The following is a 22,034-nucleotide window of genomic DNA, read 5'->3' on the forward strand; positions in this document are numbered from 1 at the left end:
CGCCCCGAGCCGAAGGGGCGCGCCGTCAAAGCAGCTGCGCCCCGTCCCGCTGCGCCGAACAGCTGCGGCGGAAGGTGCAGCGGTCGCAACCGCCGCCGGTCTGCGGGACGAAGCGTTCGGCGAGGACCTTCCCGGCGGCCTCGGCGAGCAGGTTCTCGATCCAGGGCTCGCCCTCCGGCGGCTCCTGCCGCTGGATCTTGGGGGCGTCCTGGGCGGCCTTGGCGGAGGGCTCGCGCAGGTGGACGAGTTCGGCGCCGCCGGTGTCCGGGGGGTGCTCGGTGAAGCCGGGCAGCTGGTTGAGGGCGCCGGCCCGGACGGCGAGCTGGTAGACGGCGAGCTGTTTGTGCTCGGGCAGCGACTTGTCGGTGGGGATCTGCTTGCCGGTCTTGAAGTCGACCACGTAGGCGCGCCCGGCGGCGTCCTTCTCGACCCGGTCCATCGAGCCGCGGATGCGCACCGAGACGCCGCCGACGTCGAGGGTGACGTCGAAGCCGTGCTCGGTGGCGACGACGTCCCGGCCGCGTTCGAGGACGTGCCAGTTGAGGAAGCGTTCCAGGGCGGCGCGGGCCTCGGTCTTCTCCTGGTGGGACTTCCAGGGCGCGTCGAAGGCGAGCGCGTCCCAGACGGTGTCCAGGCGTTCCATGAGGACGGCGAGGTCGGCGGGCGTGCGGCCGGAGCCGACCTCGTCGGCGAGGGCGTGCACCACGTTGCCGAAGCCCTGGGCGGCGGAGCCGGCGCCGCGCGCCTTGACCTCCTTGTCCAGGAACCACTGCAGCGAGCAGTTCTCCAGCTGTTCCAGGCCGCTGCCGGACAGCCGCACCGGCAGCTCGGCGTCGCGCAGCGGTTCGGGGGCGGCGGTCGGGTCGTCCAGGCCCCACCAGCGGGCGGGGTGGGCGGCGGGCACCAGCGGCAGCCCTTCCTCGTCGGTGGCGGCGGCGAGGGTGGCGAGCCGTTCGGCGGCGGCGCGGCGCAGTTCGGGCGAGCGGGCGGGGTCGACGGTGACGGCCCGCAGTTCGGCGACGAGCGCGGCGACGGACAGCGGGCGGCGCGGGCGGTGGGTGACGTCCTCGACGGTGACCGGCGGGGTGCGGCGCACCACCTTGCCGGTGCGCGGGTCGACGTCCTCGCGGTAGAGCTCGCGCAGGAAGCGGGAGGGTTCGTCGCCGTCGTCGGCGGGGGCCTTGACGGCGGTGACGACCAGCCGTTCCCTGGCACGGGTCGCGGCGACGTAGAAGAGGCGGCGTTCCTCGCCGAGCAGGGCGGCCGGGGAGAGCGGTTCGGCGAGGCCGTCGCGGCCTATCCGGTCGGCTTCCAGCAGGGAGCCGCGGCGGCGCAGGTCGGGCCAGAGGCCGTCCTGGACGCCGGCGACGACGACCAGGCGCCATTCCAGGCCCTTGGAGCGGTGGGCGGTCATCAGCCGGACGGCTTCGGGGCGTACGGCCCGGACGGTGAGGGTGTCGGCGGCGATGTCCTGGGCTTCGAGTTCGGCGAGCAGGTCGAGGGCGCTGCGGTGGCCGGTGACCTGCTCCTCGGCGCGGGCGGCGGTCTCGAACAGGGCGCACAGCGCGTCCAGGTCGCGGTCGGCGTTGCGGCCGGCGGCGCCGCCGCGCAGGGCGGCCCGCTCCAGGCGCTCGCGCCAGCGGCGGCTGCCGTCCCACAGTTCCCAGAGCGCGTCCTCGGCGGTGCAGCCGCCGGCCAGCATCTCGCGGACCTTGCGCAGCAGGGTGCCGAGGTCGCGGGCGCGGCGGGCGTGTGCGGGGTCGAGGGCGACGAGGCGTTCGGGTTCGGCGAGGGCTTCGCGGATCAGCTCGCCGGCCGGGCGCGGGGCGGCGGCGGGACGGCCGTCGGCGCGCAGGGCGGCGCGTTCCTCCTCGCGCAGGGCGCGGCCCAGGCGTCGCAGGTCGGAGCCGTCGAGGCCGCCGAGCGGGCCGGTGAGCAGGGCGTGCGCCCGTTCGGTGGTGAGCGGGTCCGGGGTGTCGGCGCCGGCCATCGAGGCGGGGTCCTCGTCGCCGGGGTCGCCCTGCCGGTCGAGGGCGTTCTGCCGGGCGGCCTGCTCGGCGCAGACCCGCAGGGCGAGCAGCAGGTGGGCGACGGCCGGCTCCTCGCGCAGCGGCAGGTCGTCGCCGTCGATCTCCAGGGGGACGCCGGCGGCGCCGAGCGCCCGCCGGACGCCGGGGATGGAGCGGGCGCCGGCCCGGACGAGGACGGCCATCTCGCCCCAGGGCACGCCGTCCTCCAGGTGGGCGCGGCGCAGCAGGTCGGCGATCGAGTCGAGTTCGGCGCCGGGCGTCGGGTAGGTGTACACCTCGACCCGGCCGCCCTCGCGGGAGGGCAGCAGGGCGCGGTGCTGGGCGAGTTTGTCGGCGGGCAGGCGGCCCATCGGCATCCGCCGGGCGATCTCCCGGGAGGCGGCGAGCAGGAGGGCGCCGGAGCGGCGGGAGACGCGCAGCACCTTGACCTCGGCGGGGCTGCCGTCGGCCCGGCGGAAGGTCTGCGGGAAGTCGAGGATGCCGTTGATGTCGGCGCCGCGGAAGGCGTAGATCGACTGGTCGGGGTCGCCGACCGCGACGAGGTCGCGTCCGCCGCCGGCGAGCCGGCGCAGCAGCCGGACCTGGGAGGGGTCGGTGTCCTGGTACTCGTCGACGAAGACGACGTCGTAGCGCCCGCGCAGTTCCTCCTCGACGTCGGGGCGCTCGGCGAGCAGGACGGCGCGGTGGACGAGTTCGGCGTAGTCGAGGACGCCACGCAGGTCGAGCACGTCGAGGTAGTCGGCCAGGAAGTGCGCGGCGGCGGCCCAGTCGGGGCGCTGGACGCCCTGGGCGAAGCGTTCCAGTTCGGCCTCGCCGAGGCCGAGCTCGCGGCTGCGGGCGAGGACGGCGCGGACCTCGTCGGCGAAGCCGCGGGTGGTGAGGCAGGCCCGCAGGTCCAGCGGCCAGGGGATCCGGGAGCTGCCGAGGCGGGCGTCCTCGGCGCCGCCGGCGAGCAGTTCGCGGACCATGACGTCCTGCTCGGGGCCGGAGAGCAGTCGCAGCGGCTCGGCGTAGTCCTGCGGGTCCTGGTGGGCGCGAAGCAGGGCGTAGCAGAAGGAGTGGAAGGTGGTGGCCTGCGGGGCGGCGGCGGTGCTGCGGAGCCGGCCGGCCATCCGGTCGCGCAGTTCCGTCGCGGCCTTGCGGCTGAAGGTGAGGACGAGGATCCGCTCGGGGTCGGTGCCGTCGGCGATGCGCCGGGCGACGGCCTCGACCAGGGTGGTGGTCTTTCCGGTGCCCGGCCCGGCGAGGACCAGCAGTGGGCCTCCGGTGTGCTCGACCACGGCGCGCTGATAGGCGTCCAGCACCGGTGGATCGGGCTGGACGAGCGGGTTGCGCACGAGCCGGTAGGGGGAACTCACGGACGGTCCTGGGGTCGAACGGTGGAACGGGGGGGCACGGCGGGGGCGGGCCCGCCGGGGCCCGCCCCCATCGAGCCTACGATCCTCCCCTGTCAATCCCGTCCGTGCGGACCTTTCTCGGGAATCGGCTCCCTCAGGAATCAGCGACCTCAGGAATCAGCGACCTCAGGAATCGGCGGCCTCAGGAATCGGCTCCCCGTCCCAGCGGGCCCGCCTGAGGTCGACCCGGGGCGGGTCGGCGAGTTCGCGCAGCGGGGTGCCCTCCTCGCCGTAGTGGGCGAGGGCGCGCTGTTCGTGGCCCGGCAGGAAGCGGCCGTCCGCGCGGATGACCCGCCACCAGGGCACCGAGCCGCCGTACAGTGCCATCACCCGGCCGACCTGCCGGGGCCCGCCCTGGCCGAGGTACTCGGCGACGTCGCCGTAGGTCATCACCCGGCCGGGTGGAATCCGCTCGGTCAGGTCGAGCACCAGTTCGGCGAAGGGCGGTAGGGCGTCCGGGAGGCCGTCGTCTGTTACGTCCGTCACCTGCGGCATTCTTCCCTACAGGGGCGCACCCGCGGCTCCGGGCGAACGAACCGCCGCGCCCGATCCGCCCCCTGTCCAGCACGGGGGGTCGGGGCATGCCACCATCTTCGGGGCGGTGAGTGGTGATACGAGGACAAGACCAGATGACCGGGACGGCTGACGTGGGCGTGGACAAGGACTCCGACGAGTCCGCTGCCGCCGTGCCCCCGGCGCCGGACGGCGGAGCCGAAGGCCGGCCCGAACCGGCGCCGGCGCCGGAAGTCTCCCTGATCAAGGACCGGACGATCAAGACCCCCGCGCCCGCGCAGCCCGAACGGCCCACCCGGCCCGAGCCCCCGGCCGAGCCGCCGAAGGCCGCCGTCCCGGCACCGGCCGGCGCCCCGGAGCCACCGCCCGACCACCTGGACCCGCTGGACGACGCCCCGCACCTGGACGTCGACGAGCCGCTGCTCGCCGCCCGCGCGCACCGCCCGTCCGACCTGATCCGCTTCCTGGCCGGCGTCTTCGGGATCGTCGCCGTCTTCGTCCTGGCCGGCATCGCCACCTCGACCACCACCGGCATCGAGCAGGACATCGCCACCAACGCGCCGCACTTCTCCGCGGTGCTCTCCACCATCACCGGCCTGGTCTCCAGCGTCGCGGTGCTCGCCGTGCCGCTGGCCTTCGCCGTCGAGCGGCTGATCAAACGCGACGGCCTGCGGGTCGCCGACGGCGTGCTCGCCTCGGTGCTCGCGTACGGAGTCTCGCTCGGCATCGACTGGTGGGTGGCCGAAGGCGCCTCCGAACACATCCGGGACGCGCTGACCAGACTGCCGCTGGACAGCAACGGCACCCTCACCGACCCGGTGCACGGCTACCTCGCGCCGGTGATCGCCTACATGACCGCCGTCGGCATGTCGAGCAGACCGCGCTGGCGGGTCGCCCTGTGGGTGGTGGTGGTCTTCAGCGGGGTCACCGAGCTGCTCGGCGGCTACACCACCCCGCTGTCGCTGATGCTCACCGTGCTGATCGGCTGGTCCGTCGCCTACGGCACGCTGTACGCGATCGGCTCCCCGAACATCCGGCCCACCGGCAAGCACCTGATGATCGGCCTGCGCAAGGTCGGCTTCACCCCGGACGGCGCCCACCGCGCCCCCGACGCCCCCGGCGGCACCCGCCGCTACTACGTCACCCAGCAGGCCGGCCCGCCGCTGGACGTCCACATCATCGACCGCGAGCAGCAGGCCTCCGGCTTCTTCTACCGGGCCTGGCGGCGGCTGCGGCTGCGCTCGGTCGCGGTGCGCCGCAGCCCGCAGTCGCTGCGCCAGGCGCTGGAGCAGGAGGCCCTGATCGCGTACGCGGCGGCCGCCTCGGGCGCCCACGCGCCGCAGCTGGTCGCCACCTCCGAGCTCGGCCCGGACGCCGCGATCCTGGTATACGAGAACGTCGAGGGCCGCACCCTGGACGAGCTCGCCGACGAGGAGGTCACCGACCAGGTGATGGCCTCGCTCTGGCAGTCGGTGGCCGCCCTGCACGAGCGCCGGATCGCCCACCGGCGGCTGACCGGCGAGTCGCTGCTGGTGGTGGACGCGAAGAGCGGCTGCCTGGTCAACCTCTCCGGCGGCGACATCGCCGCCACCGACCTCACCCTGCGCATCGACGTCGCCCAGCTGCTCACCACCTTCGCGCTGCGGATCGGCCCGGAGCGGGCCGTCGCCGCCGCCAACGCGGTACTCGGCGCCGACCGGGTGGCGCAGGCCTTGCCGCTGCTCCAGCCGGTCGGGATGAGCCGCTCCACCAGGATCGACCTCGCCAAGCTCGCCAAGGAGCGCAAGGCCGCCGCCCGGGCCAGGGCGCTGGCGCAGGTCGCGGCCGGCGAGCGCACCCAGCAGCAGGCCGAGGAGGACATCGCGGCGGCCGGCGAGGACCTGCTGAGCCGCATCCGCGGCCAGATCCTGCAGATCGCCCCCGAGGCGCCGATGGAGCCGGCCAAGCTGGAACGGCTGAAGCCGAAGACGCTGATCATGGTGATCGCGCTCACCTTCGCCGCCTACCTGGCCCTGACCACCATCAAGCCGGCCCAGCTCAAGCTCTCCCAGATGAACTGGGCCTGGGCGGCGGCCGCCCTGCTGGCGGCCGCGTTCAGCTACGTCGCCGCCGCGATGAGCCTGACCGGCTTCGTGCCCGAGCGGCTGCCGTTCCGGCGCACCGTCGCCGCCCAGCTGGCCGGGTCCTTCGTCAAGCTGGTCGCCCCCGCCGCGATCGGCGGCATCGCACTCAACACCCGCTACCTGCAGAAGGCCGGCATCCGCTCCGGGCAGGCGGTGGCCTCGGTGGGCGCCTCGCAGCTGGCCGGCCTGGCCGGGCACCTGCTGCTGCTGTTCAGCTTCGGCCTGATCACCGGCAGTCAGACCAACGGCGACCTCTCCGCCTCCCGCGCGGTGATCATCGGGGTGCTGACGGCGGCCGTGCTCGCCCTGGTGGTGGCGGCCGTCGCACCGCTGCGCCGGTTCGTGCTGGGCCGGCTGCGCTCGCTGTTCTTCGGCGTGGTGCCGCGGATGCTCGACCTGATGCAGACGCCCAGCAAGCTGGTCACCGGCTTCGGCGGCATCCTGCTGCTGACCCTGTCCTTCACCGCGTGCCTGGACTTCTCGGTGCAGGCCTTCGGCGGCGACGTCAGCTTCTCGGCGGTCGCGGTGGTCTTCCTCACCGCCAACGCGGCCGGCTCGGCGATCCCCACCCCGGGCGGCATCGGCCCGGTCGAGGTCGCCCTGATCGGCGCCCTGACCGTCGCGGACGTGTCCCCGGCGGTGGCCACCCCGGCGGTGTTCCTCTACCGGGCGCTCACCTTCTGGCTGCCCGTCCTGCCGGGCTGGATCGCCTACAACGTGCTGCAGCGCAGGCACGCGCTCTGACCGGACGGACGCGCGCCGACCGCATGACGAAGGGCCCGCCGGACAGGCGGGCCCTTCGTCGTGGACGCGTCGGTCAGTAGACCGGCTTGTGCGGCTCGATCTGGTTGACCCAGCCGAGCACGCCGCCACCCAGGTGGACGGCGTTGGCGAAGCCCGCGGCCTTGACCACGGCCAGCACCTCGGCCGAGCGCACGCCCGACTTGCAGTGCAGCACGATCTTCCGGTCCTGCGGCAGCTTCTCCAGCGCGTCGCCCATCAGGAACTCGTTCTTCGGGATCAGCACCGCGTCGGGGATGTTGACGATCTCGTACTCGCCGGGCTCGCGGACGTCGATGAGGTAGATGTCCTCCTTGTCGTCCTGCCACTGCTTGAGCTGCGCCGAGGTGATGGTCGAACCGGCGGCGGCGGCCTGCGCCTCCTCCGACACGACGCCGCAGAAGGCCTCGTAGTCGATCAGCTCGGTGACCGTCGGGTTCTCGCCGCAGACCGCGCAGTTCGGGTCCTTGCGGACCTTCACCTGGCGGTAGTTCATCTCCAGGGCGTCGTAGATCATCAGCCGGCCGACCAGCGGATCGCCGATGCCGGCCAGCAGCTTGATCGCCTCGTTGACCTGGATCGAGCCGATGGACGCGCACAGCACGCCCAGCACGCCGCCCTCGGCGCAGGAGGGGACCATGCCCGGCGGCGGGGCCTCCGGGTACAGGCAGCGGTAGCAGGGGCCGTGCTCGGCCCAGAAGACGCTGGCCTGGCCGTCGAAGCGGTAGATCGAGCCCCACACGTACGGCTTGCCGAGCAGCACCGCGGCGTCGTTCACCAGGTAGCGGGTGGCGAAGTTGTCGGTGCCGTCCACGATCAGGTCGTAGCCGGAGAAGATCTCCATGACGTTGGAGTTGTCGAGGCGCTCCTCGTGCAGGATCACGTCGACGTAGGGGTTGATCTCCTTGACCGAGTCGCGCGCCGACTCCGCCTTGGACCGGCCGATGTCGGCCTGGCCGTGGATGATCTGGCGCTGCAGGTTGGACTCGTCGACCACGTCGAACTCGACGATGCCCAGCGTGCCGACCCCGGCCGCCGCCAGGTACATCAGCGCGGGCGAACCGAGGCCGCCGGCGCCGACGCACAGCACCTTGGCGTTCTTCAGCCGCTTCTGCCCGGCCATGCCCACGTCGGGGATGATCAGGTGGCGGGAGTACCGGCGGACCTCGTCGACGGTGAGCTCGTCGGCCGGCTCGACCAGGGGTGGCAACGACACGGGGACTCCGATGGATGTCTTGTTCGGATGGCCAGGGCCAGCCTCGCTGTGGGGTTGTTGCTCCGCCACTCGGGTGGCTCTCTAGGCCAACAGTGTCACGTCCCACCGCTATTCCGAGACAGCCCGTCCGATGGGCGAGACGGGCGACGCCGGATCGTGGGACCGCCCAGCGGGCCCCGAAAGGCGCCGCGGGCCGCTGCTCCACGGGCCCGCGACACCCCCGGAGCGCGCTCAGACCCGGCAGGCCGTCTCCAGCCAGACGTCCCCCAGCGACTCCTCCAGCGGCACCTGTGTCCGCCATCCGAGACGGTCCCGGGCGGTGCGCACGTCCGCCTGCCGCCACGGCACCGGCTCGCCCGACACCACCCGGCCCTCCGGCCGCAGGCCCTCCGCGCGGTGGCCGTCCCCGCGGTGGCCCTCCGCCCGGTGACCGGGCAGGTACGGGCCGGGCTGGTGGTGGTGCCCCGACCCGTGGTCGCCGCCCGCCCCGCCGACCTGCGCCGGAAGCAGGACCTGCCGGTTCTCCTCGACGATCGACCCCTCGAAGCCCGAGGCCCGCACCAGCAGCTGGGCCGCGTCCCGGGCCCGGACGGCGTGCCCGCTGCCGATGTTGATCACCCCGGTGGCGGCCGACACGGCGGCCGCCTGGATGGCCCGCGCGACGTCCCGCACGTCCACGAAATCCCGGTATCCGGACAGGTCCGGCATCCGCACCTGGCCCTCGTCCCGCTCCAGCGCCCGCCGCAGCCCCTCGGCCAGCCGGCCGAACAGCGAGGCGGTCGGCGACCCCGGCCCCACCACGTCGAACACCCGCAGCACCGCCGCGTCCAGGCCGGAGGCCAGCACCAGCTCCGTCCCCGCCAGCTTGGACACCCCGTACGGGCCGACCGGCCGCGGCTCGGCCTGCTCGGACACCGGCACCCCGCCGGGCACCGGCCCGTACTCGGCGGCCGAGCCGACGTGCACCAGCCGGGCCGGCTCCCGGCTGCGCCGGATCGCCTCGCAGACCGTCGCGACGGCCAGCGTGTTCGACCGGATCAGGGTGCGCGAGCTGCCGTAGGTGGCGCCCGCACAGTTGATCACCACCTGCGGCGCGACCGCGTCCAGGAACCGGGCCAGCGCACCCGGGCTCCCGGTGGTCAGGTCGAAGCGGATGTCGGCCGAGTCGCGCCGGCCGAGCACCGTCACCTGCAACTCCTGGTCCATCAGCAGACGGTCGGTGACCCGGCGGCCGATGAAGCCGTCGGCGCCCAGCAGCAGCACCCTCATCGGGGGCGTCCTTCCACGAAGCGAGGTCGGGGACGACCTGGCGGACTGAAAATCAACGAACGGACGGAACGGGGAACGCGGATCACGAGCGGTCACGAGGGATCACGAGCGGTCACGAGGGGTCAGCGGTGCGAGCCGGCCCGGCCGAGCACCGCCCAGGCGTACGCCGCCAGCAGCACCGCGACGGCGCCGCCGCCGAGCAGCAGGGCCGACGGCAGGGAGCGGCCCAGGGCGAGCAGCCCGAGCGTCGCGGCGGCCCCGGCCACCGCGCCCAGCGCGGCGGCCGTCCTCCGGCCGCAGTGCGCCAGCACCGCGGGCAGCACCAGCAGCAGGCCCAGCACGCCCTGCGCCGCCCACCGCCCGGGGCCGGCCCGCTCGGCCGCCAGCTGCAGCAGCCCGCCGCCGTGGCCCGGGGCCAGCATCGCCGTCACGGCCAGCGCGGCGTAGCTCAGCACCGCGAGCACCGCCAGGTGCAGGGCGAGCGCCACCGGCAGCACCGGCCGCATCCGGGCCCGGAACTCGGCCAGGGTGCCCGCCGCGTCGAGGTGGCCGCAGCCGACCCGCCGGTACCAGCGGGCCACCAGCTCGGCCGAGCCGACCGACAGCGCCGCCGCCGGCACCAGCGCGGCCCCCGGCGCCCGGTCCCCGGCCGGCACCACCGCGGGGACCAGCAGCAGCCCGGCCAGCCCCAGCCCGTACCCGAGCGCGGCGGGCCCGTACCGCGGGCCGGCCCGCCCGCCGGGCTCGGCCGGGGGCGGCGCGGTCAGCGCGGGCAGCAACACCAGCAGGACGGCGGCGGCCGCCACCACCGGCCGGCGGGCGCCGAGCGCGACCACCCCCGCGCAGGGCAGCACGGCCAGCGCGGCCGCGCCCAGGGCCTGCCGGACATCGGCCCCGCGTCGCTGCGGCCGTACCGGCCCGGGATTCGGCGGGCGACGGGGCACCCGGGCGTACAGCTCCTCGGCGAGCGAGAACAGGTCGGCGTGCCGGCAGCGGGCGGCGGCGTCCGGGCCGAGCCCGGCCTCCTCCAGCCCGGCGGCGATCTCCAGCGGGTCGACGGCGCGCTCGCACAGCTCCCGGTGCTGCGCCATGACCTCCCGCACCGGGTCCGCGCTGCTGCCGAGCGCCGGTCCGCCGGACATCAGACGGCCTCGGCGAGCGCGGCCGGCTCCCGGGCGCCGTCGCTGCCGTCCGCGTCCTGCGGGGTGGCGCCCCGGCGCTCCCGCGGGCCGTCGGTGAGCCAGTACTCGGCGGGCCGGGCGAACGGGCGCGGCAGCGGCCCGCCCCCGGCTCCCGGGAAGGCGGGGTACTGGGAGACCAGTTCCAGGTAGATCTCCCGGAAGGCGGCGACCACCGGTTCGATGGCGAAGCGTTCCTGCGCCCGCAGCCGTCCGGCCAGCCCGAGCCGGGCGCGCCGCTCCTCGTCGCGCAGCAGCGCCAGGCAGGCGCCGGCCAGGGCGCGCGGGTCGCGGGCGGGCACCAGCAGCCCGGTCGGCCCGACCACCTCGCGGGCCACCCCGACGTCGGTGGACACCACCGCCCGGCCGCTGAGCATCGCGTCCGCGAGCAGTCGGGGGCCGCGCTGGGAGAGCGCCGAGAAGACGGCCACCGTGCCCGCCTCCCAGACCGCGGCGAGCTCGCCGGGCCGGCCGGCGAAGTGCACCGCTGGGGCCACCCCCAGCCGCTCGGCCACCGCCGCGCAGTGCGACCGGTGGCCGGGCGCCGTCTCCTCGCCGTACACCAGCAGGCGGGCTCCGGGCAGCTCGGCGCGGACCCGGGCGAAGGCGTGCAGCGCCGACTCCGGGTCACGGCCCGGCTCCAGGGCGCCCGCCCACACCAGGGTCGGCGTGGCCGGCTCCGGACCGGCGGCCGGGCGGTCCACCGCGGGCGTCCCCTCGTACACCACCCGGGTGCGCGCCGGGTCGGCCCCGCAGCGCAGCTGCCACTGCTGGTCGTGGGCGCTGCCGGGGGTCAGCACGGCGGCCTGCCGGTAGGTCTCCTCGGTGAGCGCCCGGAAGAAGGACAGCAGCAGCGCCCGTACCGGCCACCGGTACGGCGCGTGACTCCCGGCCCAGCCACCGAGGTACTGCTCGCGCAGGTGCAGGCGGTGCTCGGTGACCACGAACGGCACTCCGTGCACGTGCCGGGCCACCAGGGCGGGCAGCGCGGCGAGACCGCCGCCGACCACGTGGCACAGGTCGGCCGCGCCGAGCCCGCCGGGCCCGGTGCCGTACCAGGGCGCGGCCAGCGGCCGCAGGCACTGCTCCAGCAGCTCGGCCGCGACCAGCACGTCGCGCACCAGCGGCTGCCCGGCCGAGGTGTCCGCGCCGGGCAGCCGCCAGGCCCGCTCCAGGATCCGGCGGGCGTGCCCGGAGGCCAGGAAGGCGGGCAGCCTGCCGTCCTCCCGGGCGAGCAGCGCCAGCCGGTACAGCCCGGGCCCGAAGCCGGCCCGCTCCGCGGGCAGCACCAGCGCCCGCACCAGGTGTTCGTACGCCGCGGCGTACTGGCGTCTGCGCAGCGCTCCCTGCGCCCGCCCGCCCGGCCGGCGCCCCCACGGCGCCAGGGCCTGTCCGGCGGCGCCGGGGCCCTGCGGGCCGGTCAGCGGATACCGCTCGAACTCGTGCTCCGGCAGGCCCGCGGCCAGCCGGTCGCACCAGCCTCCGGTGCCACGCTGGGGATGCGCAGGGGCACCCTCGGTGAGCAGGGCAACGCGCACGGGAGACCTCCAGGGCAGAGCGGATTCGCGGGCGGATCACGGGACGGATCGACGGACGGGCCGGGCGGCCCGGGCAGCGGCCGGGGGAGCCCCCGCACGACGGCGGGGACGGCCGGACGGCCGGGGCCGCGCCACCGGACCACCGCCCGGGCGCCCGCCCGCTCCGGCGGTCGGGCCCGATCCGCCGGGACCTCCGGCCGCGGCCGTCCTCCGGTTCCTCCGGCGGCCGCGTCGCCCCCACACCTGTTCGGTCCGACAGCAGAAAGGTAGGACCGGCCCCGGGCAATCCATCGGTCACATGCCTGGCTGCCACCTGAACGAGTGAAACCCCGTGACCTCGGCCCGAACCGGGCCGTTACCGGGCGGTATACGGGGCCGCCCGCGGTATGCGCCTCCGGTACGCCTCCGGGTACGCCTCCTGATGCTCCTCCGGTGCGTGATCAGCCCGCCGTGTGCGCGATCAGCTCCCGGACGGCCCGGGCGACCTGGTCGGGGTGCTCCATCATCGCCACGTGCCCCGACTCCGGCAGCACCAGCAGCCGGGCGTCCGCGAAGGCGGCGCAGGCCCGGCGGGCCGAGCGGTAGCCGACCAGCTTGTCGCGCAGCCCGTACACCAGCAGCACCGGCGCCGTCACCGCCTCGGCCTGCCGCCACAGCGCCTGGTCGCCGCGCTCGGTGTACGCCGAAACGATGCCGCGGGCCGATCCGACCAGCGCCTGCATCGCGTGCGGCACCTCCAGCCGGCGCCGGTACTCGGCGACGGCCTCGGCCCGGGCGGTCGGGGTCAGGCTGCCCGGGTCGCCGTAGACCAGCCGCAGCAGGTCCTCGGTGGCCGCCTCGGCGTCGCGCCCGTTCGCGGACAGCCGGCGCAGCAGCGCGGGCACCCCGGGCACCGCGAGCAGTCCGGTCGGCCAGGCGGAGCGCTGCGGGGGCAGCTCGGGCAGGGCGGGCGAGACCAGGGTGAGGCTGCGCACCAGGTCCGGGCGGAGCGCGGCCAGCCGGACGGCGACCGCGCCGCCGAGGGAGTTGCCGAACAGGTGGACCGGGCCGCGGCCGGAGGCCTCCAGGTAGCCGATCACGGCCCGGACGTGGCCGGAGACGGTGAGGTTGCCGTCGGTGGGCGGGTGCGAGCGTCCGAAGCCGGGCAGGTCCACGGCCTCGCCGTCGACGAGTCCGGAGAGCCGGTCCATCAGGGCCGTCCAGTTGGCCGCCGAGCCGCCGAGGCCGTGCACGAAGAGGCCCGGCTCGCGCCCGTCCGCGGGGCCCTCCGGGGCCGGCCGGTGCACCGCGAGGACCGCCCCGGGGACCTCGACCGTACGTACCTGCTGCTCAGCGCTGCTCATGGTGGACGATGGTAGTGAGCCCGGCCCAGGGAGGCCCGGGGAGGTCCGCTCGTCCCGTCCCTCGTCACACCACTGCCGAGGCCGAGGTCAGCGCCGTATTGTGGGCTCCTGACAACCAGGCCGACCAGCTTTACTCGCCTTCGCCGAACGCGGGCGTGGTTACCGAAAAGTAGAATCGGCCATCTTGCCAGCCCCGAACAGACCCGAAGTGAGGAGCGCCGTGACGGCCATCCAGGAGGCGCAGGAGCGCCCGCGCGGTGCCCGCCTGCCGCGAAGCGCCCGCCGTGAACAACTGCTCGGTGCCGCCCAGGAGGTGTTCGTCGCGCACGGCTACCACGCGGCCGCCATGGACGACATCGCCGACCGTGCCGGGGTGAGCAAGCCGGTGCTCTACCAGCACTTCCCCGGGAAGCTGGAGCTCTACCTGGCGCTGCTGGACAAGCACTGCGACGCCCTGGTCGAGTCGACCCGCGAGGCGCTGTCGACGACCAGCGACAACAAGCAGCGGGTGGCCAACACCATGGAGGCGTACTTCAACTACGTCTCCAGCGAGTCGGGCGCCTTCCGGCTGGTCTTCGAGTCGGACCTGACCAACGAGCCCGCCGTGCGCGAGCGGGTCGAGCGGGCCTCCGAGGCGAGCGCGACGCTGGTCAGCAAGGTGATCCAGGAGGACACCGACCTGCCCGAGGCGGAGTCCAAGCTGCTCGCCGCCGGGGTCTGCGGCCTGGCCCAGATCACCGCCCGGTACTGGCTCTCGCAGGGTCTGGAGATCCCGCGCGACGAGGCGGTGCGGCTGGTCGCCAGCCTGTCCTGGCGCGGTCTGAAGGGCTTCCCGATGCACCCGGGCGAGCACCCCGGTGAGGCCGCCCACCAGGGGTGATCCCCCGATCTTCGCCTGGCCGGTGATCCGGTGCTCTATGGTGAAGCCGTACGGCGCGGTCGCCGCGAACGCTTGTCCCAGGCGGTTCGGTGCCCGTGCGTGGAGGCTGCAACCCCGGAGGGACGGAAGCCGTGGAGGTCAAGATCGGCGTGCAGAACGCGCCGCGCGAGATCGTGATCGAGAGCTCGCAGACTGCCGATGAGGTCCAGAGCGCGGTCGCGAAGGCGGTGGAGGGCTCGGAGAAGCTCTTCACGCTGACCGACGAGCACGGCCGCCGCGTCATCGTCCCGGCCGAGCGCCTGGCGTACGTGGAGATCGGCGAGCCGGCCGTTCGCAAGGTCGGCTTCGGCACCCTCTGAGGCGCCCGGTCGTTCCGGTGCCCCGTTCCCGTCAGGGAGCGGGGCACCGCTGCGTGTACGGCCGGGTCGGCCGGGGTACGGCGAGGGGTGCGGCGCCGGTGCCGCAAGCCCGTCCCCGGGAGGCACTCTTGCTGGTCGAGTCGATCGCCTTCGCCCTCGTCGGCCTGGTCACGGCCGGGGCCGCACTGCTGGCCCTGCCCTCGTACTTCCGGGCAGCCCGCGCGCTGACCGTGGGCACCGCGCTCGGGGCGGCACTGGCGGGCGGGGTGATCGCGCACTTCTGCCTGGACGGGCGGTACCCGGCGGTGTCGGTCGCGGCCGCGGCGCTGGCCTCGGGCGTGCTCACCTCGCTGCTGGCCCGGCCGGACCTCGCGGCCGGCCGCGCCCCGGCGCACCGGCACCACCCGCACCGGGCCGGCGCCCACCGCGCACCGCGGCGGCACCGGCCGGCGTAGGGCCTCAGCTGGCCAGGCCCAGGGCGGCCATCCGCTTGGTGTGCGCCTCGGTGATGCGGTTGAACATCTTGCCGACCTCGACCAGGTCGAAGCCCTGCACCTGCACGCCGCCGACCAGCATGTTCGACAGCGCGTCCCGCTCGGCGACGACCCGCTGGGCCTGGCTGAGCGCCTCGCCCATCAGCCGCCGGCCCCACAGCGCGAGCCGGCCGCCGGCCCGCGGGTCGGCCTCGATCGCCTCGCGCACCTTGTCGACGGCGAACTGGGCGTGGCCGGTGTCGGACATGACGCCGAGGACCAGGTCGCGGGTGTCGTCGTCCAGCCGGACGGCCACCTCGCGGTAGAAGTCGGTCGCGATGGCGTCGCCGACGTAGGCCTTGACCAGGCCCTCCAGCCAGTCCGAGGGCGCCGTCATCCGGTGGAACAGCTCCAGCGGCTCGACGAAGGGGCGCATCGCCTCCTGCGGGTCGGCGCCGATCTCGGCGAGCCGGTCGTGCAGCCGCTGGTAGTGCTGGAACTCGGCGGAGGCCATCCGGGCCAGGGCCGCCTTGTCGGCGAGGTCGGGCGCCAGCTTGGCGTCCTCGGCGAGCCGCTCGAAGGCGCTCAGCTCGCCGTACGCGAGCGCACCGAGCAGATCCAGCACCGCCGCCCGGTAACCGGGGTCGGCCGAGCACGCGGCCCAGTCGCCGATCGAGCCGGCCGCGTCCTGCGTCTCACCATGGGTCTCCATGGCCCGCCAGCTTAGTCCCGTGCACCCCGCTCCCCCACCACCTGCCGCACCCGGGTGACCTGCCGAATCGCCTGCTCGGGCACCCGTCGCCAGGGGCGATGTCAGACGCGTCACGTGTTCGAGTCGTCGCCTGACTGTATGGTGGTACGGAGCCCCGTCGTGCTTGCACGGTGTCACCGCCGTCTCGGTACCCCGCGCAAGCCCGCTCCCAAGCGGCACCGTCCAGCCGGACGACTCCGCACCGGAGGCACGGGGACTCACGTACGCGGATGCCCGGTCGGAGAGCCGATCGGCTCCGACCATGGCTTGGACTTCAAGCCTTGGCACCGCATCAGTGGCCGAGCGAGGGCCGCCGAGACCACGCCCCATGGCGGAGGTCCCGCGCAGGTCCCTCAAGGGAATCCTCCCCGACGCCGCCGGCGACGCGCCCCGCATCAGGGCAGCGCGCACCGGCCGGCCGCAGGGACCGGCGCGGTTGTGCGTCCGCGCAGCTGTCATCAGGGCCGCCCAGGCCCGTACGCAGCCGCGCGGCTGCCCGCCCGCCGCTCGCTCTCGGCCCCTCCACACGGAAGAGGCAGCACCCTGTCCACCACCGCTGAACCCATCAAGACGACCTTCCGGGACCTCGGGATCCTCCCGGAGACCGCCGAGGCCCTGGAGGCCGTCGGCATCGTCCATCCCTTCCCCATCCAGGAGATGACCCTCCCGGTCGCGCTGACCGGCCACGACGTCATCGGCCAGGCCAAGACCGGCACCGGCAAGACCCTCGGCTTCGGCCTCCCGCTGATCGAGCGGGCCATCGTGCGCGCCGACGTGGACGCCGGCCGGGCCACCGAGGAGCAGCTCTCCGACTTCCCGCAGGCGCTGATCGTCGTCCCGACCCGCGAGCTCTGCACCCAGGTCACCAACGACCTGCAGACCGCCGGCAAGGTGCGCAACGTGCGCGTCCTCGCCGTCTACGGCGGCCGGGCGTACGAGCCGCAGGTCGAGGCGCTCACCAAGGGCGTCGACATCGTGGTCGGCACCCCAGGCCGACTGCTCGACCTGGCCGGGCAGAAGAAGCTGAACCTGTCCAAGGTCCGCGCGCTGGTCCTGGACGAGGCCGACGAGATGCTCGACCTGGGCTTCCTGCCCGACGTCGAGAAGATCATCACCATGCTGCCGGTCAAGCGGCAGACCCTGCTGTTCTCGGCCACCATGCCGGGCCAGGTGATCAGCCTCGCCCGCCGGTACATGAGCCAGCCGACCCACATCCGGGCCACCGCCCCGGACGACACCGGCGCCACCGTCGCCAACACCGAGCAGCACATCTTCCGCGCCCACTCGCTGGACAAGGTCGAGATGGTCTCGCGCATCCTGCAGGCCGAGGGCCGTGGGCTGGCGATGATCTTCTGCCGCACCAAGCGCACCGCCGCCGACGTCTCCGACCAGCTGACCCAGCGCGGCTTCGCGGCCGGCGCCGTCCACGGCGACCTCGGCCAGGGCGCTCGCGAGCAGGCCCTGCGGGCCTTCCGCAACGGCAAGGTCGACGTGCTGGTCTGCACCGACGTGGCCGCCCGCGGCATCGACGTCGAGGGCGTCACGCACGTCATCAACTACCAGTGCCCCGAGGACGAGAAGACCTACCTGCACCGGATCGGCCGCACCGGCCGGGCCGGCGCCTCCGGCACCGCCGTCACCCTGGTCGACTGGGACGACATCCCGCGCTGGCAGCTGATCAACAAGGCGCTGGACCTGTCGTTCAACGACCCGGAGGAGACCTACTCCACCTCGCCGCACCTGTACGAGCTGCTGAAGATCGCGCCGGGCACCAAGGGTGTCCTGCCGCGCTCGGAGCGGACCCGGGCGGGCCTCGGCGCGGAGGAGGTCGAGGACCTCGGCGAGACCGGCGGCCGCGGTGGCCGTGCCGGTCGCGGTCGCGGCCCGAAGGACGGCTCCGGCCGCCCGGGTGCCGCCGCCCCGGCCGAGACCGAGGAGCAGAAGCCGCGCCGCACCCGTGAGCGTCGCCGCACCCGTGGGGGCGCGTCGGTCGGCGAGGGCGAGGCCGCTGCCGTGACGGGGGCCGCCGTGGCGGCTCCGGCCGTCGAGGGCACCGAGGGCGAGGCCGCGCCGCGCCGTCGCCGTCGCCGCTCGCGCGGCGGCGCTGCGGGCGAGACCGCGGCCGCGGCCGCGGTCGAGGCTGCTCCGGTCGTCGAGGCCGCCGAGGCGATCGTCGCGGCGGCTGTCGTCGCCGAGGCCGTCGTCGCGCAGGCTCCGGCGGAGGAGAAGCCGGCCGCCCGGACCCGCACCCGGACGCGCAAGCCGAAGGCGGAGGCCGTGGAGACGGTCGAGGCCGTCGAGGCTGTCGCGGCCGTCGAGGTCGCCGCCACCGAGGCGCCGGCCAAGAAGCGCGCCACCCGGGCCCGCAAGCCGAAGGCCGAGGCCGTGGCCGTGGAGACGGTCGAGGCCGTCGAGGTCGCCGCCACCGAGGCGCCGGCCAAGAAGCGCGCCACCCGGGCCCGCAAGCCGAAGGCCGAGGTCGTCGAGACGGTCGAGGCCGCGGCCGCCGAGGCCCCGGCCGAGAAGAAGCCGGCCACCCGGACCCGCACCCGCAAGGCCGCCGCCACCGCGGAGACCGCCCCGGAGGCCCCGGCTGCCGAGGCCGCCGCGGAGGTGCCGGCCCCGCGCAAGCGCACCCGGGCCCGCAAGGCCGCCGCCACTCCGGAGGCCACCCCGGAGAGCTGACCCTTCCGGTCTCCCCCGAGGGGGCGAGCCAGGCCACCCGGCCCGGCCCGCCCCCTCGGGCGTTCCCGCCACCGCCACCAGGGACGGCAGGCCCTAGGCTCGGAGGCGTCCGACGAGTCGCGGGTCGCAGCAGAGCAGGGAGAAAAGCCCATGAGCACGCCGCCGTTTGTGAGGTTGCCCGGGTGTGCGCGGGCCGAGCGGGTGGTGACCGGGCGCGGGGAGTTCGCGGCGCTGCGGGCGGAGCCGGACGGGCCGGTGCGCGGGTCGGCGCTGCTGGTGCCGGGGTTCACGGGCAGCAAGGAGGACTTCATCGGACTGCTGGAGCCGCTGGCGGCGGCCGGGTACCGGGTGACGGCCGTGGACCAGCGCGGCCAGTACGAGACCGGCGGGCCGGACGATCCGGAGGCCTACACCGTCGGGGCGCTGGGTGCGGACGTCCGGGCGCTCACCGAGGTGCTGGCGGCGGACGGCGGGCCGCTGCACCTGCTGGGGCACTCCTTCGGCGGCCAGGTGGTGCGCGAGGCGGTGATCGCCGCCGCCGCGCAGGGCCCGTTGCCGTGGCGGTCGCTGACCCTGGTGTCCACCGGGCCGGGAGCCATCGACCCGGCCGAGGCGGCCCGCACCAAGCTGCTGCTGGACGCCCTGCAGGTGCTGGGCCTGGAGGAGATCTGGCAGGTCATGCGGCAGATGGAGGCGGACAGCGGGCAGCCGCGGCCGCGCCTGGACCCGGCCGTCGCCGCGTTCCTGCACCGCCGCTGGGTGGCCGGGGTGCCGCGGGCGCTGTCGGTCACCGGCGGCCACCTGATCGCGGCGCCGGACCGCGTGGACGAGCTGGCCGCCGCCACTGCCGGGCTGCCGGTGCTGGTGCTGTCCGGGGTGCGGGACTACGCCTGGCCCGTCCCGGAGCAGACCGCGATGGCCGAGCGGCTGGGCGCCCGCCGGGTGGTGGTCGCGGACGCCGGCCACTCCCCCAACGCCGAGAAGCCGGCCGAGACCGCCGCGGCGCTGGCCGCGTTCTGGGCCTGATCGGCCCCCGCCGCACGCCCTCCCGGGAGTGGTCTGCACCACTTCTCGAACTTCGACCGGCTTCAACACAGGACAAAATTCGTTAGTTACGGTAATCTTTGATTCTGTCCGGGAATCATCGCCGGCCGCTGCGCCGACGCGCACCACCCGAAACCTGACCTTCACGGACGGGCAACGGCCCGGTAGCACCGCCACGACACCGTGGTTCACGAGGCACTGGACGCACCAGGCAAGCAGGGGGAGCCCTTGCCGCAGCAGAGCGCCGCACGTACGCCCCGCCCGGCCCGGCCGATCCGCCGGACCCGCAAGAACCCGAAAGGGCTGATACCGACTCAGCCGCAATCGCCCCGCCCCGCGGGGACAGGAAGGGAGACGCCCATGACGAAGACCATGCGCTTCGAGATCGTCCGACTGGACGACGTCAACGGCTCCGCCACCGACCGCGTGATCGCGGACGCCGCCACCGTGCGCGAGCACGTCCAGGCCGCCGCCCGCACCGGCGAACGCCTGCTCATCCGCCCGTGCCCGACCGTCTGACCCCGCGCGGCCGCTCCGACCGGGAGCCCTCACCCGCCGCCGACGAGCCGGGATCGTCCGATCCGGACGTTCCGATACCAGACTGACGCCCCGTCACCGCGATCGCCGATGACGGGGCGTCAGTGCGTCCGCCCCCGGGCGGCCGCGTCCGGCCCCGGGCCCCGGACGTTTGCCGCCGCCCGCCACGGGACATCCCCCAACGGGAAACGTCCGCGCCGCGCCCACCCAACACCGGCCGGGCGTCCGCCACCGACAGGTGCCGCCGAGCCCTCCGTACGGGTGATCGTCCTTGACGCGGCGGTCCGGAGGGAGGAGCGTTGTCGGCTATGAGGGGCGAGCCCAGCTGCCCGAGGTGCGCCGGTCGGGTCCGCGCCCCCGGTCTGTTCTCAGACACCTGGCAGTGCGACCGGCACGGAGCAGTGCACCCGATGCAGCCCGTCCTGCCCCCGAGTGTCGAGGCCCTGGGTGTCGCCGTCGCCCGCTCGCAGGTCCCCGTCTGGATGCCCTGGCCGCTCCCGGTCGGCTGGCTCTACACCGGCATCGCCCACGTCGGCGACGACGTCTCCGGCGCCCGGGCCACCGCCGTCGCCTGCTCCGGCCCGGCGCCGCTCGGCGGCTTCGGCGAGCTGGTGCTCGTCGCCGAGGAGCTGGGCGTCGGGCTCGGCGCCCGCTACGCCGGCCTCCCCGGGCCCGACCCGGGCGACTCCGTCGGCCTCTACAAGCCCGCCGACGCCAAGCTGATGGCCGCCGGGCGGCCCACCCCGATGTTCCACGTGCCGGACGCCCCTGCCGACCGCGCGGTGTTCGCCGGAGAGGCCCGCGGGCTGTGGCTCTGGGCGATCGCCTGGCCCGAGCAGTCCGCCCTGGTGATGTACGACGAGCTGGTGCTCACCGACCTGCGCGAGGCCGGCGCCGAACTGGACCTGCTGCCCTGCGGGGCCCTCTCCCCCCGCCTGCTCGGCTGACCCCCGGCGCTCCCCGGCCGCCCGGCGTCCGCGCGCCCCGCGCGGCCTCCGCGGGCTCGCCCGGACGGCCTATCCTGGCGGCACCCACGAGCCTCCAGGAGCCCGATCCGTGCGCATCGACCTGCACGCCCACAGCAACGCGTCCGACGGCACCGACAGCCCCGCCGAGCTGGTCGCGGCGGCCGTCGCCGCAGGCCTCGACGTGGTGGCGCTCACCGACCACGACACCGTGGCCGGGCACGCCGAGGCCGCCGAGGCGGTGCACGCGCTGCCCGCCGGCACCCGGCTGACCGTCGTCCCGGGCGCGGAGCTGTCCTGCGTCGTGGACGGCGTCAGCATGCACCTGCTGGCGTACCTGTTCGACCCCGAGGAGCCGGAGTTCGCGCGCGAGCGGGAGTTGGTGCGCACCGACCGGTTCCGCCGCGGGCGGGCGATCGTCGAGCGCTGCCGGGAGCTCGGCGCGGACATCGACTGGGAGCAGGTGCAGCGGATCGCCGGCAACGGTTCGGTCGGGCGCCCGCACATCGCCAGCGCGCTGGTCGAGGCGGGCGTGGTGGCCACCGTCTCGGACGCCTTCACCCGCGAGTGGCTGGCCAACGGCGGCCGGGCGGACGTCCGCAAGCACGAGACCGACCCCTTCGAGGCGGTCCGGCTGGTCCGGGCGGCCGGCGGGGTGCCGGTCTTCGCCCACCCGGGCGCGGTCAAGCGCGGCCGGACCGTGCCGGAGCAGGTGATCGCCGAGCTCGCGGCGGCCGGGCTGGGCGGGCTGGAGGTCGACCACACCGACCACGACGAGGAGACCAGGGACCGGCTGCGCGGCCTGGCCGGGGAGCTCGGCCTGCTGGTCACCGGCTCCAGCGACTACCACGGCACCCGCAAGACCGTGCGGCTCGGCGAGCACACCACCGACCCGGAGGTGTACGAGGCGCTGCTGGCGCAGGCGACCGGCGGCAAGCCGATCGCCCGCTGAG

Annotated in this window: 17 protein-coding genes; 9 read left to right on the plus strand and 8 right to left on the minus strand. The window is 75.1% G+C overall.

Annotation, left to right across the window (positions count from 1 at the left end; genetic code table 11):
• Positions 1-25: 25 nt before the first annotated feature.
• Both CRP52_RS11765 and CRP52_RS11770 read right to left on the minus strand, forming a co-directional pair.
• Positions 26-3,388 (minus strand): ATP-dependent helicase, encoded by a 3,363-nt coding sequence (locus tag CRP52_RS11765; RefSeq protein ID WP_097236349.1) that lies wholly within the window; start codon positions 3,386-3,388, stop codon positions 26-28.
• 165 nt (positions 3,389-3,553) lie between these two features.
• Positions 3,554-3,922, minus strand: coding sequence for an MGMT family protein (locus CRP52_RS11770; RefSeq protein WP_097236350.1), 369 nt, complete (start codon positions 3,920-3,922; stop codon positions 3,554-3,556).
• 134 nt (positions 3,923-4,056) lie between these two features.
• Between CRP52_RS11770 and CRP52_RS11775 the strand changes: the two genes are divergently transcribed.
• A complete protein-coding gene (locus CRP52_RS11775) occupies positions 4,057-6,807 on the plus strand; it encodes a lysylphosphatidylglycerol synthase transmembrane domain-containing protein (protein WP_097236351.1) in 2,751 nt (916 codons plus the stop codon).
• A gap of 73 nt (positions 6,808-6,880) precedes the next feature.
• On the opposite strand, the gene moeZ is transcribed toward CRP52_RS11775, so the two are convergent.
• The 5 genes from moeZ to CRP52_RS11800 all read right to left on the minus strand — a co-directional run bounded on the left by moeZ (position 6,881) and on the right by CRP52_RS11800 (position 13,387).
• Entirely contained in the window at positions 6,881-8,059 is a 1,179-nt protein-coding gene (gene moeZ, locus CRP52_RS11780; protein ID WP_097236352.1) for an adenylyltransferase/sulfurtransferase MoeZ, read from the minus strand.
• A 231-nt stretch (positions 8,060-8,290) separates the two neighbouring features.
• Complete coding sequence (locus CRP52_RS11785; RefSeq protein WP_097236353.1) at positions 8,291-9,328, minus strand: NAD-dependent epimerase/dehydratase family protein; 1,038 nt, start codon at positions 9,326-9,328, stop codon at positions 8,291-8,293.
• A 122-nt stretch (positions 9,329-9,450) separates the two neighbouring features.
• Positions 9,451-10,470: a hypothetical protein gene (locus CRP52_RS11790; RefSeq protein ID WP_097236354.1), complete on the minus strand. Its 1,020-nt coding sequence runs from the start codon at positions 10,468-10,470 to the stop codon at positions 9,451-9,453.
• A complete protein-coding gene (locus CRP52_RS11795) occupies positions 10,470-12,044 on the minus strand; it encodes a glycosyltransferase (protein ID WP_101948175.1) in 1,575 nt (524 codons plus the stop codon). The genes CRP52_RS11790 and CRP52_RS11795 overlap by 1 nt, the downstream gene beginning before the upstream one ends.
• A 440-nt stretch (positions 12,045-12,484) precedes the next feature.
• A complete protein-coding gene (locus tag CRP52_RS11800) occupies positions 12,485-13,387 on the minus strand; it encodes an alpha/beta fold hydrolase (protein WP_097236356.1) in 903 nt (300 codons plus the stop codon).
• Between the two features lie 220 nt (positions 13,388-13,607).
• Here CRP52_RS11800 and CRP52_RS11805 point away from each other — a divergent pair, with 220 nt between their 5' ends.
• The 3 genes from CRP52_RS11805 to CRP52_RS11815 all read left to right on the plus strand — a co-directional run bounded on the left by CRP52_RS11805 (position 13,608) and on the right by CRP52_RS11815 (position 15,081).
• Positions 13,608-14,267 (plus strand): TetR/AcrR family transcriptional regulator, encoded by a 660-nt coding sequence (locus tag CRP52_RS11805; protein WP_097236357.1) that lies wholly within the window; start codon positions 13,608-13,610, stop codon positions 14,265-14,267.
• A 131-nt stretch (positions 14,268-14,398) separates the two neighbouring features.
• A complete protein-coding gene (locus CRP52_RS11810; protein WP_097236358.1) occupies positions 14,399-14,626 on the plus strand; it encodes a DUF3107 domain-containing protein in 228 nt (75 codons plus the stop codon).
• Between the two features lie 128 nt (positions 14,627-14,754).
• Positions 14,755-15,081 (plus strand): hypothetical protein, encoded by a 327-nt coding sequence (locus tag CRP52_RS11815; protein ID WP_097236359.1) that lies wholly within the window; start codon positions 14,755-14,757, stop codon positions 15,079-15,081.
• 4 nt (positions 15,082-15,085) lie between these two features.
• On the opposite strand, the gene CRP52_RS11820 is transcribed toward CRP52_RS11815, so the two are convergent.
• Positions 15,086-15,811 carry a ferritin-like fold-containing protein gene (locus tag CRP52_RS11820; RefSeq protein ID WP_097236360.1) on the minus strand — a complete coding sequence of 242 codons (726 nt, stop codon included), beginning with the start codon at positions 15,809-15,811 and terminating at the stop codon, positions 15,086-15,088.
• 477 nt (positions 15,812-16,288) lie between these two features.
• On the opposite strand from CRP52_RS11820, the gene CRP52_RS11825 reads away from it, so the two are divergent.
• The 5 genes from CRP52_RS11825 (at position 16,289) to CRP52_RS11845 (ending at position 22,033) form a co-directional block, all read left to right on the plus strand.
• Positions 16,289-18,535 carry a DEAD/DEAH box helicase gene (locus CRP52_RS11825; RefSeq protein ID WP_373560482.1) on the plus strand — a complete coding sequence of 749 codons (2,247 nt, stop codon included), beginning with the start codon at positions 16,289-16,291 and terminating at the stop codon, positions 18,533-18,535.
• Positions 18,536-18,685: 150 nt separating this feature from the next.
• Positions 18,686-19,561, plus strand: coding sequence for an alpha/beta fold hydrolase (locus CRP52_RS11830; protein WP_097236362.1), 876 nt, complete (start codon positions 18,686-18,688; stop codon positions 19,559-19,561).
• Positions 19,562-19,939: 378 nt separating this feature from the next.
• On the plus strand, positions 19,940-20,098 hold the full coding sequence (locus CRP52_RS38155; RefSeq protein ID WP_179852622.1) for a hypothetical protein: 159 nt from the start codon (positions 19,940-19,942) through the stop codon (positions 20,096-20,098).
• A gap of 326 nt (positions 20,099-20,424) precedes the next feature.
• Positions 20,425-21,063 carry a DUF6758 family protein gene (locus CRP52_RS11840; RefSeq protein ID WP_097236363.1) on the plus strand — a complete coding sequence of 213 codons (639 nt, stop codon included), beginning with the start codon at positions 20,425-20,427 and terminating at the stop codon, positions 21,061-21,063.
• 109 nt (positions 21,064-21,172) lie between these two features.
• A complete protein-coding gene (locus tag CRP52_RS11845; RefSeq protein WP_097236364.1) occupies positions 21,173-22,033 on the plus strand; it encodes a PHP domain-containing protein in 861 nt (286 codons plus the stop codon).
• The last annotated feature ends 1 nt before the right edge of the window (position 22,034 follow it).

Source organism: Streptomyces sp. 1331.2, assembly GCF_900199205.1.
Lineage (GTDB): Bacteria > Actinomycetota > Actinomycetes > Streptomycetales > Streptomycetaceae > Kitasatospora.

Bases quoted from the DNA above. Each gene is read 5' to 3' on its own strand.
- CRP52_RS11775 (WP_097236351.1), top strand. From the start codon at position 4,057: ATGACCGGGACGGCTGACGTGGGCGTGGACAAGGACTCCGACGAGTCC.
- CRP52_RS11820 (WP_097236360.1), bottom strand. From the start codon at position 15,811: ATGGAGACCCATGGTGAGACGCAGGACGCGGCCGGCTCGATCGGCGAC.
- CRP52_RS38155 (WP_179852622.1), top strand. From the start codon at position 19,940: ATGACGAAGACCATGCGCTTCGAGATCGTCCGACTGGACGACGTCAAC.
- CRP52_RS11830 (WP_097236362.1), top strand. From the start codon at position 18,686: ATGAGCACGCCGCCGTTTGTGAGGTTGCCCGGGTGTGCGCGGGCCGAG.
- CRP52_RS11770 (WP_097236350.1), bottom strand. From the start codon at position 3,922: ATGCCGCAGGTGACGGACGTAACAGACGACGGCCTCCCGGACGCCCTA.
- CRP52_RS11840 (WP_097236363.1), top strand. From the start codon at position 20,425: ATGAGGGGCGAGCCCAGCTGCCCGAGGTGCGCCGGTCGGGTCCGCGCC.
- CRP52_RS11790 (WP_097236354.1), bottom strand. From the start codon at position 10,470: ATGTCCGGCGGACCGGCGCTCGGCAGCAGCGCGGACCCGGTGCGGGAG.
- CRP52_RS11785 (WP_097236353.1), bottom strand. From the start codon at position 9,328: ATGAGGGTGCTGCTGCTGGGCGCCGACGGCTTCATCGGCCGCCGGGTC.
- CRP52_RS11800 (WP_097236356.1), bottom strand. From the start codon at position 13,387: ATGAGCAGCGCTGAGCAGCAGGTACGTACGGTCGAGGTCCCCGGGGCG.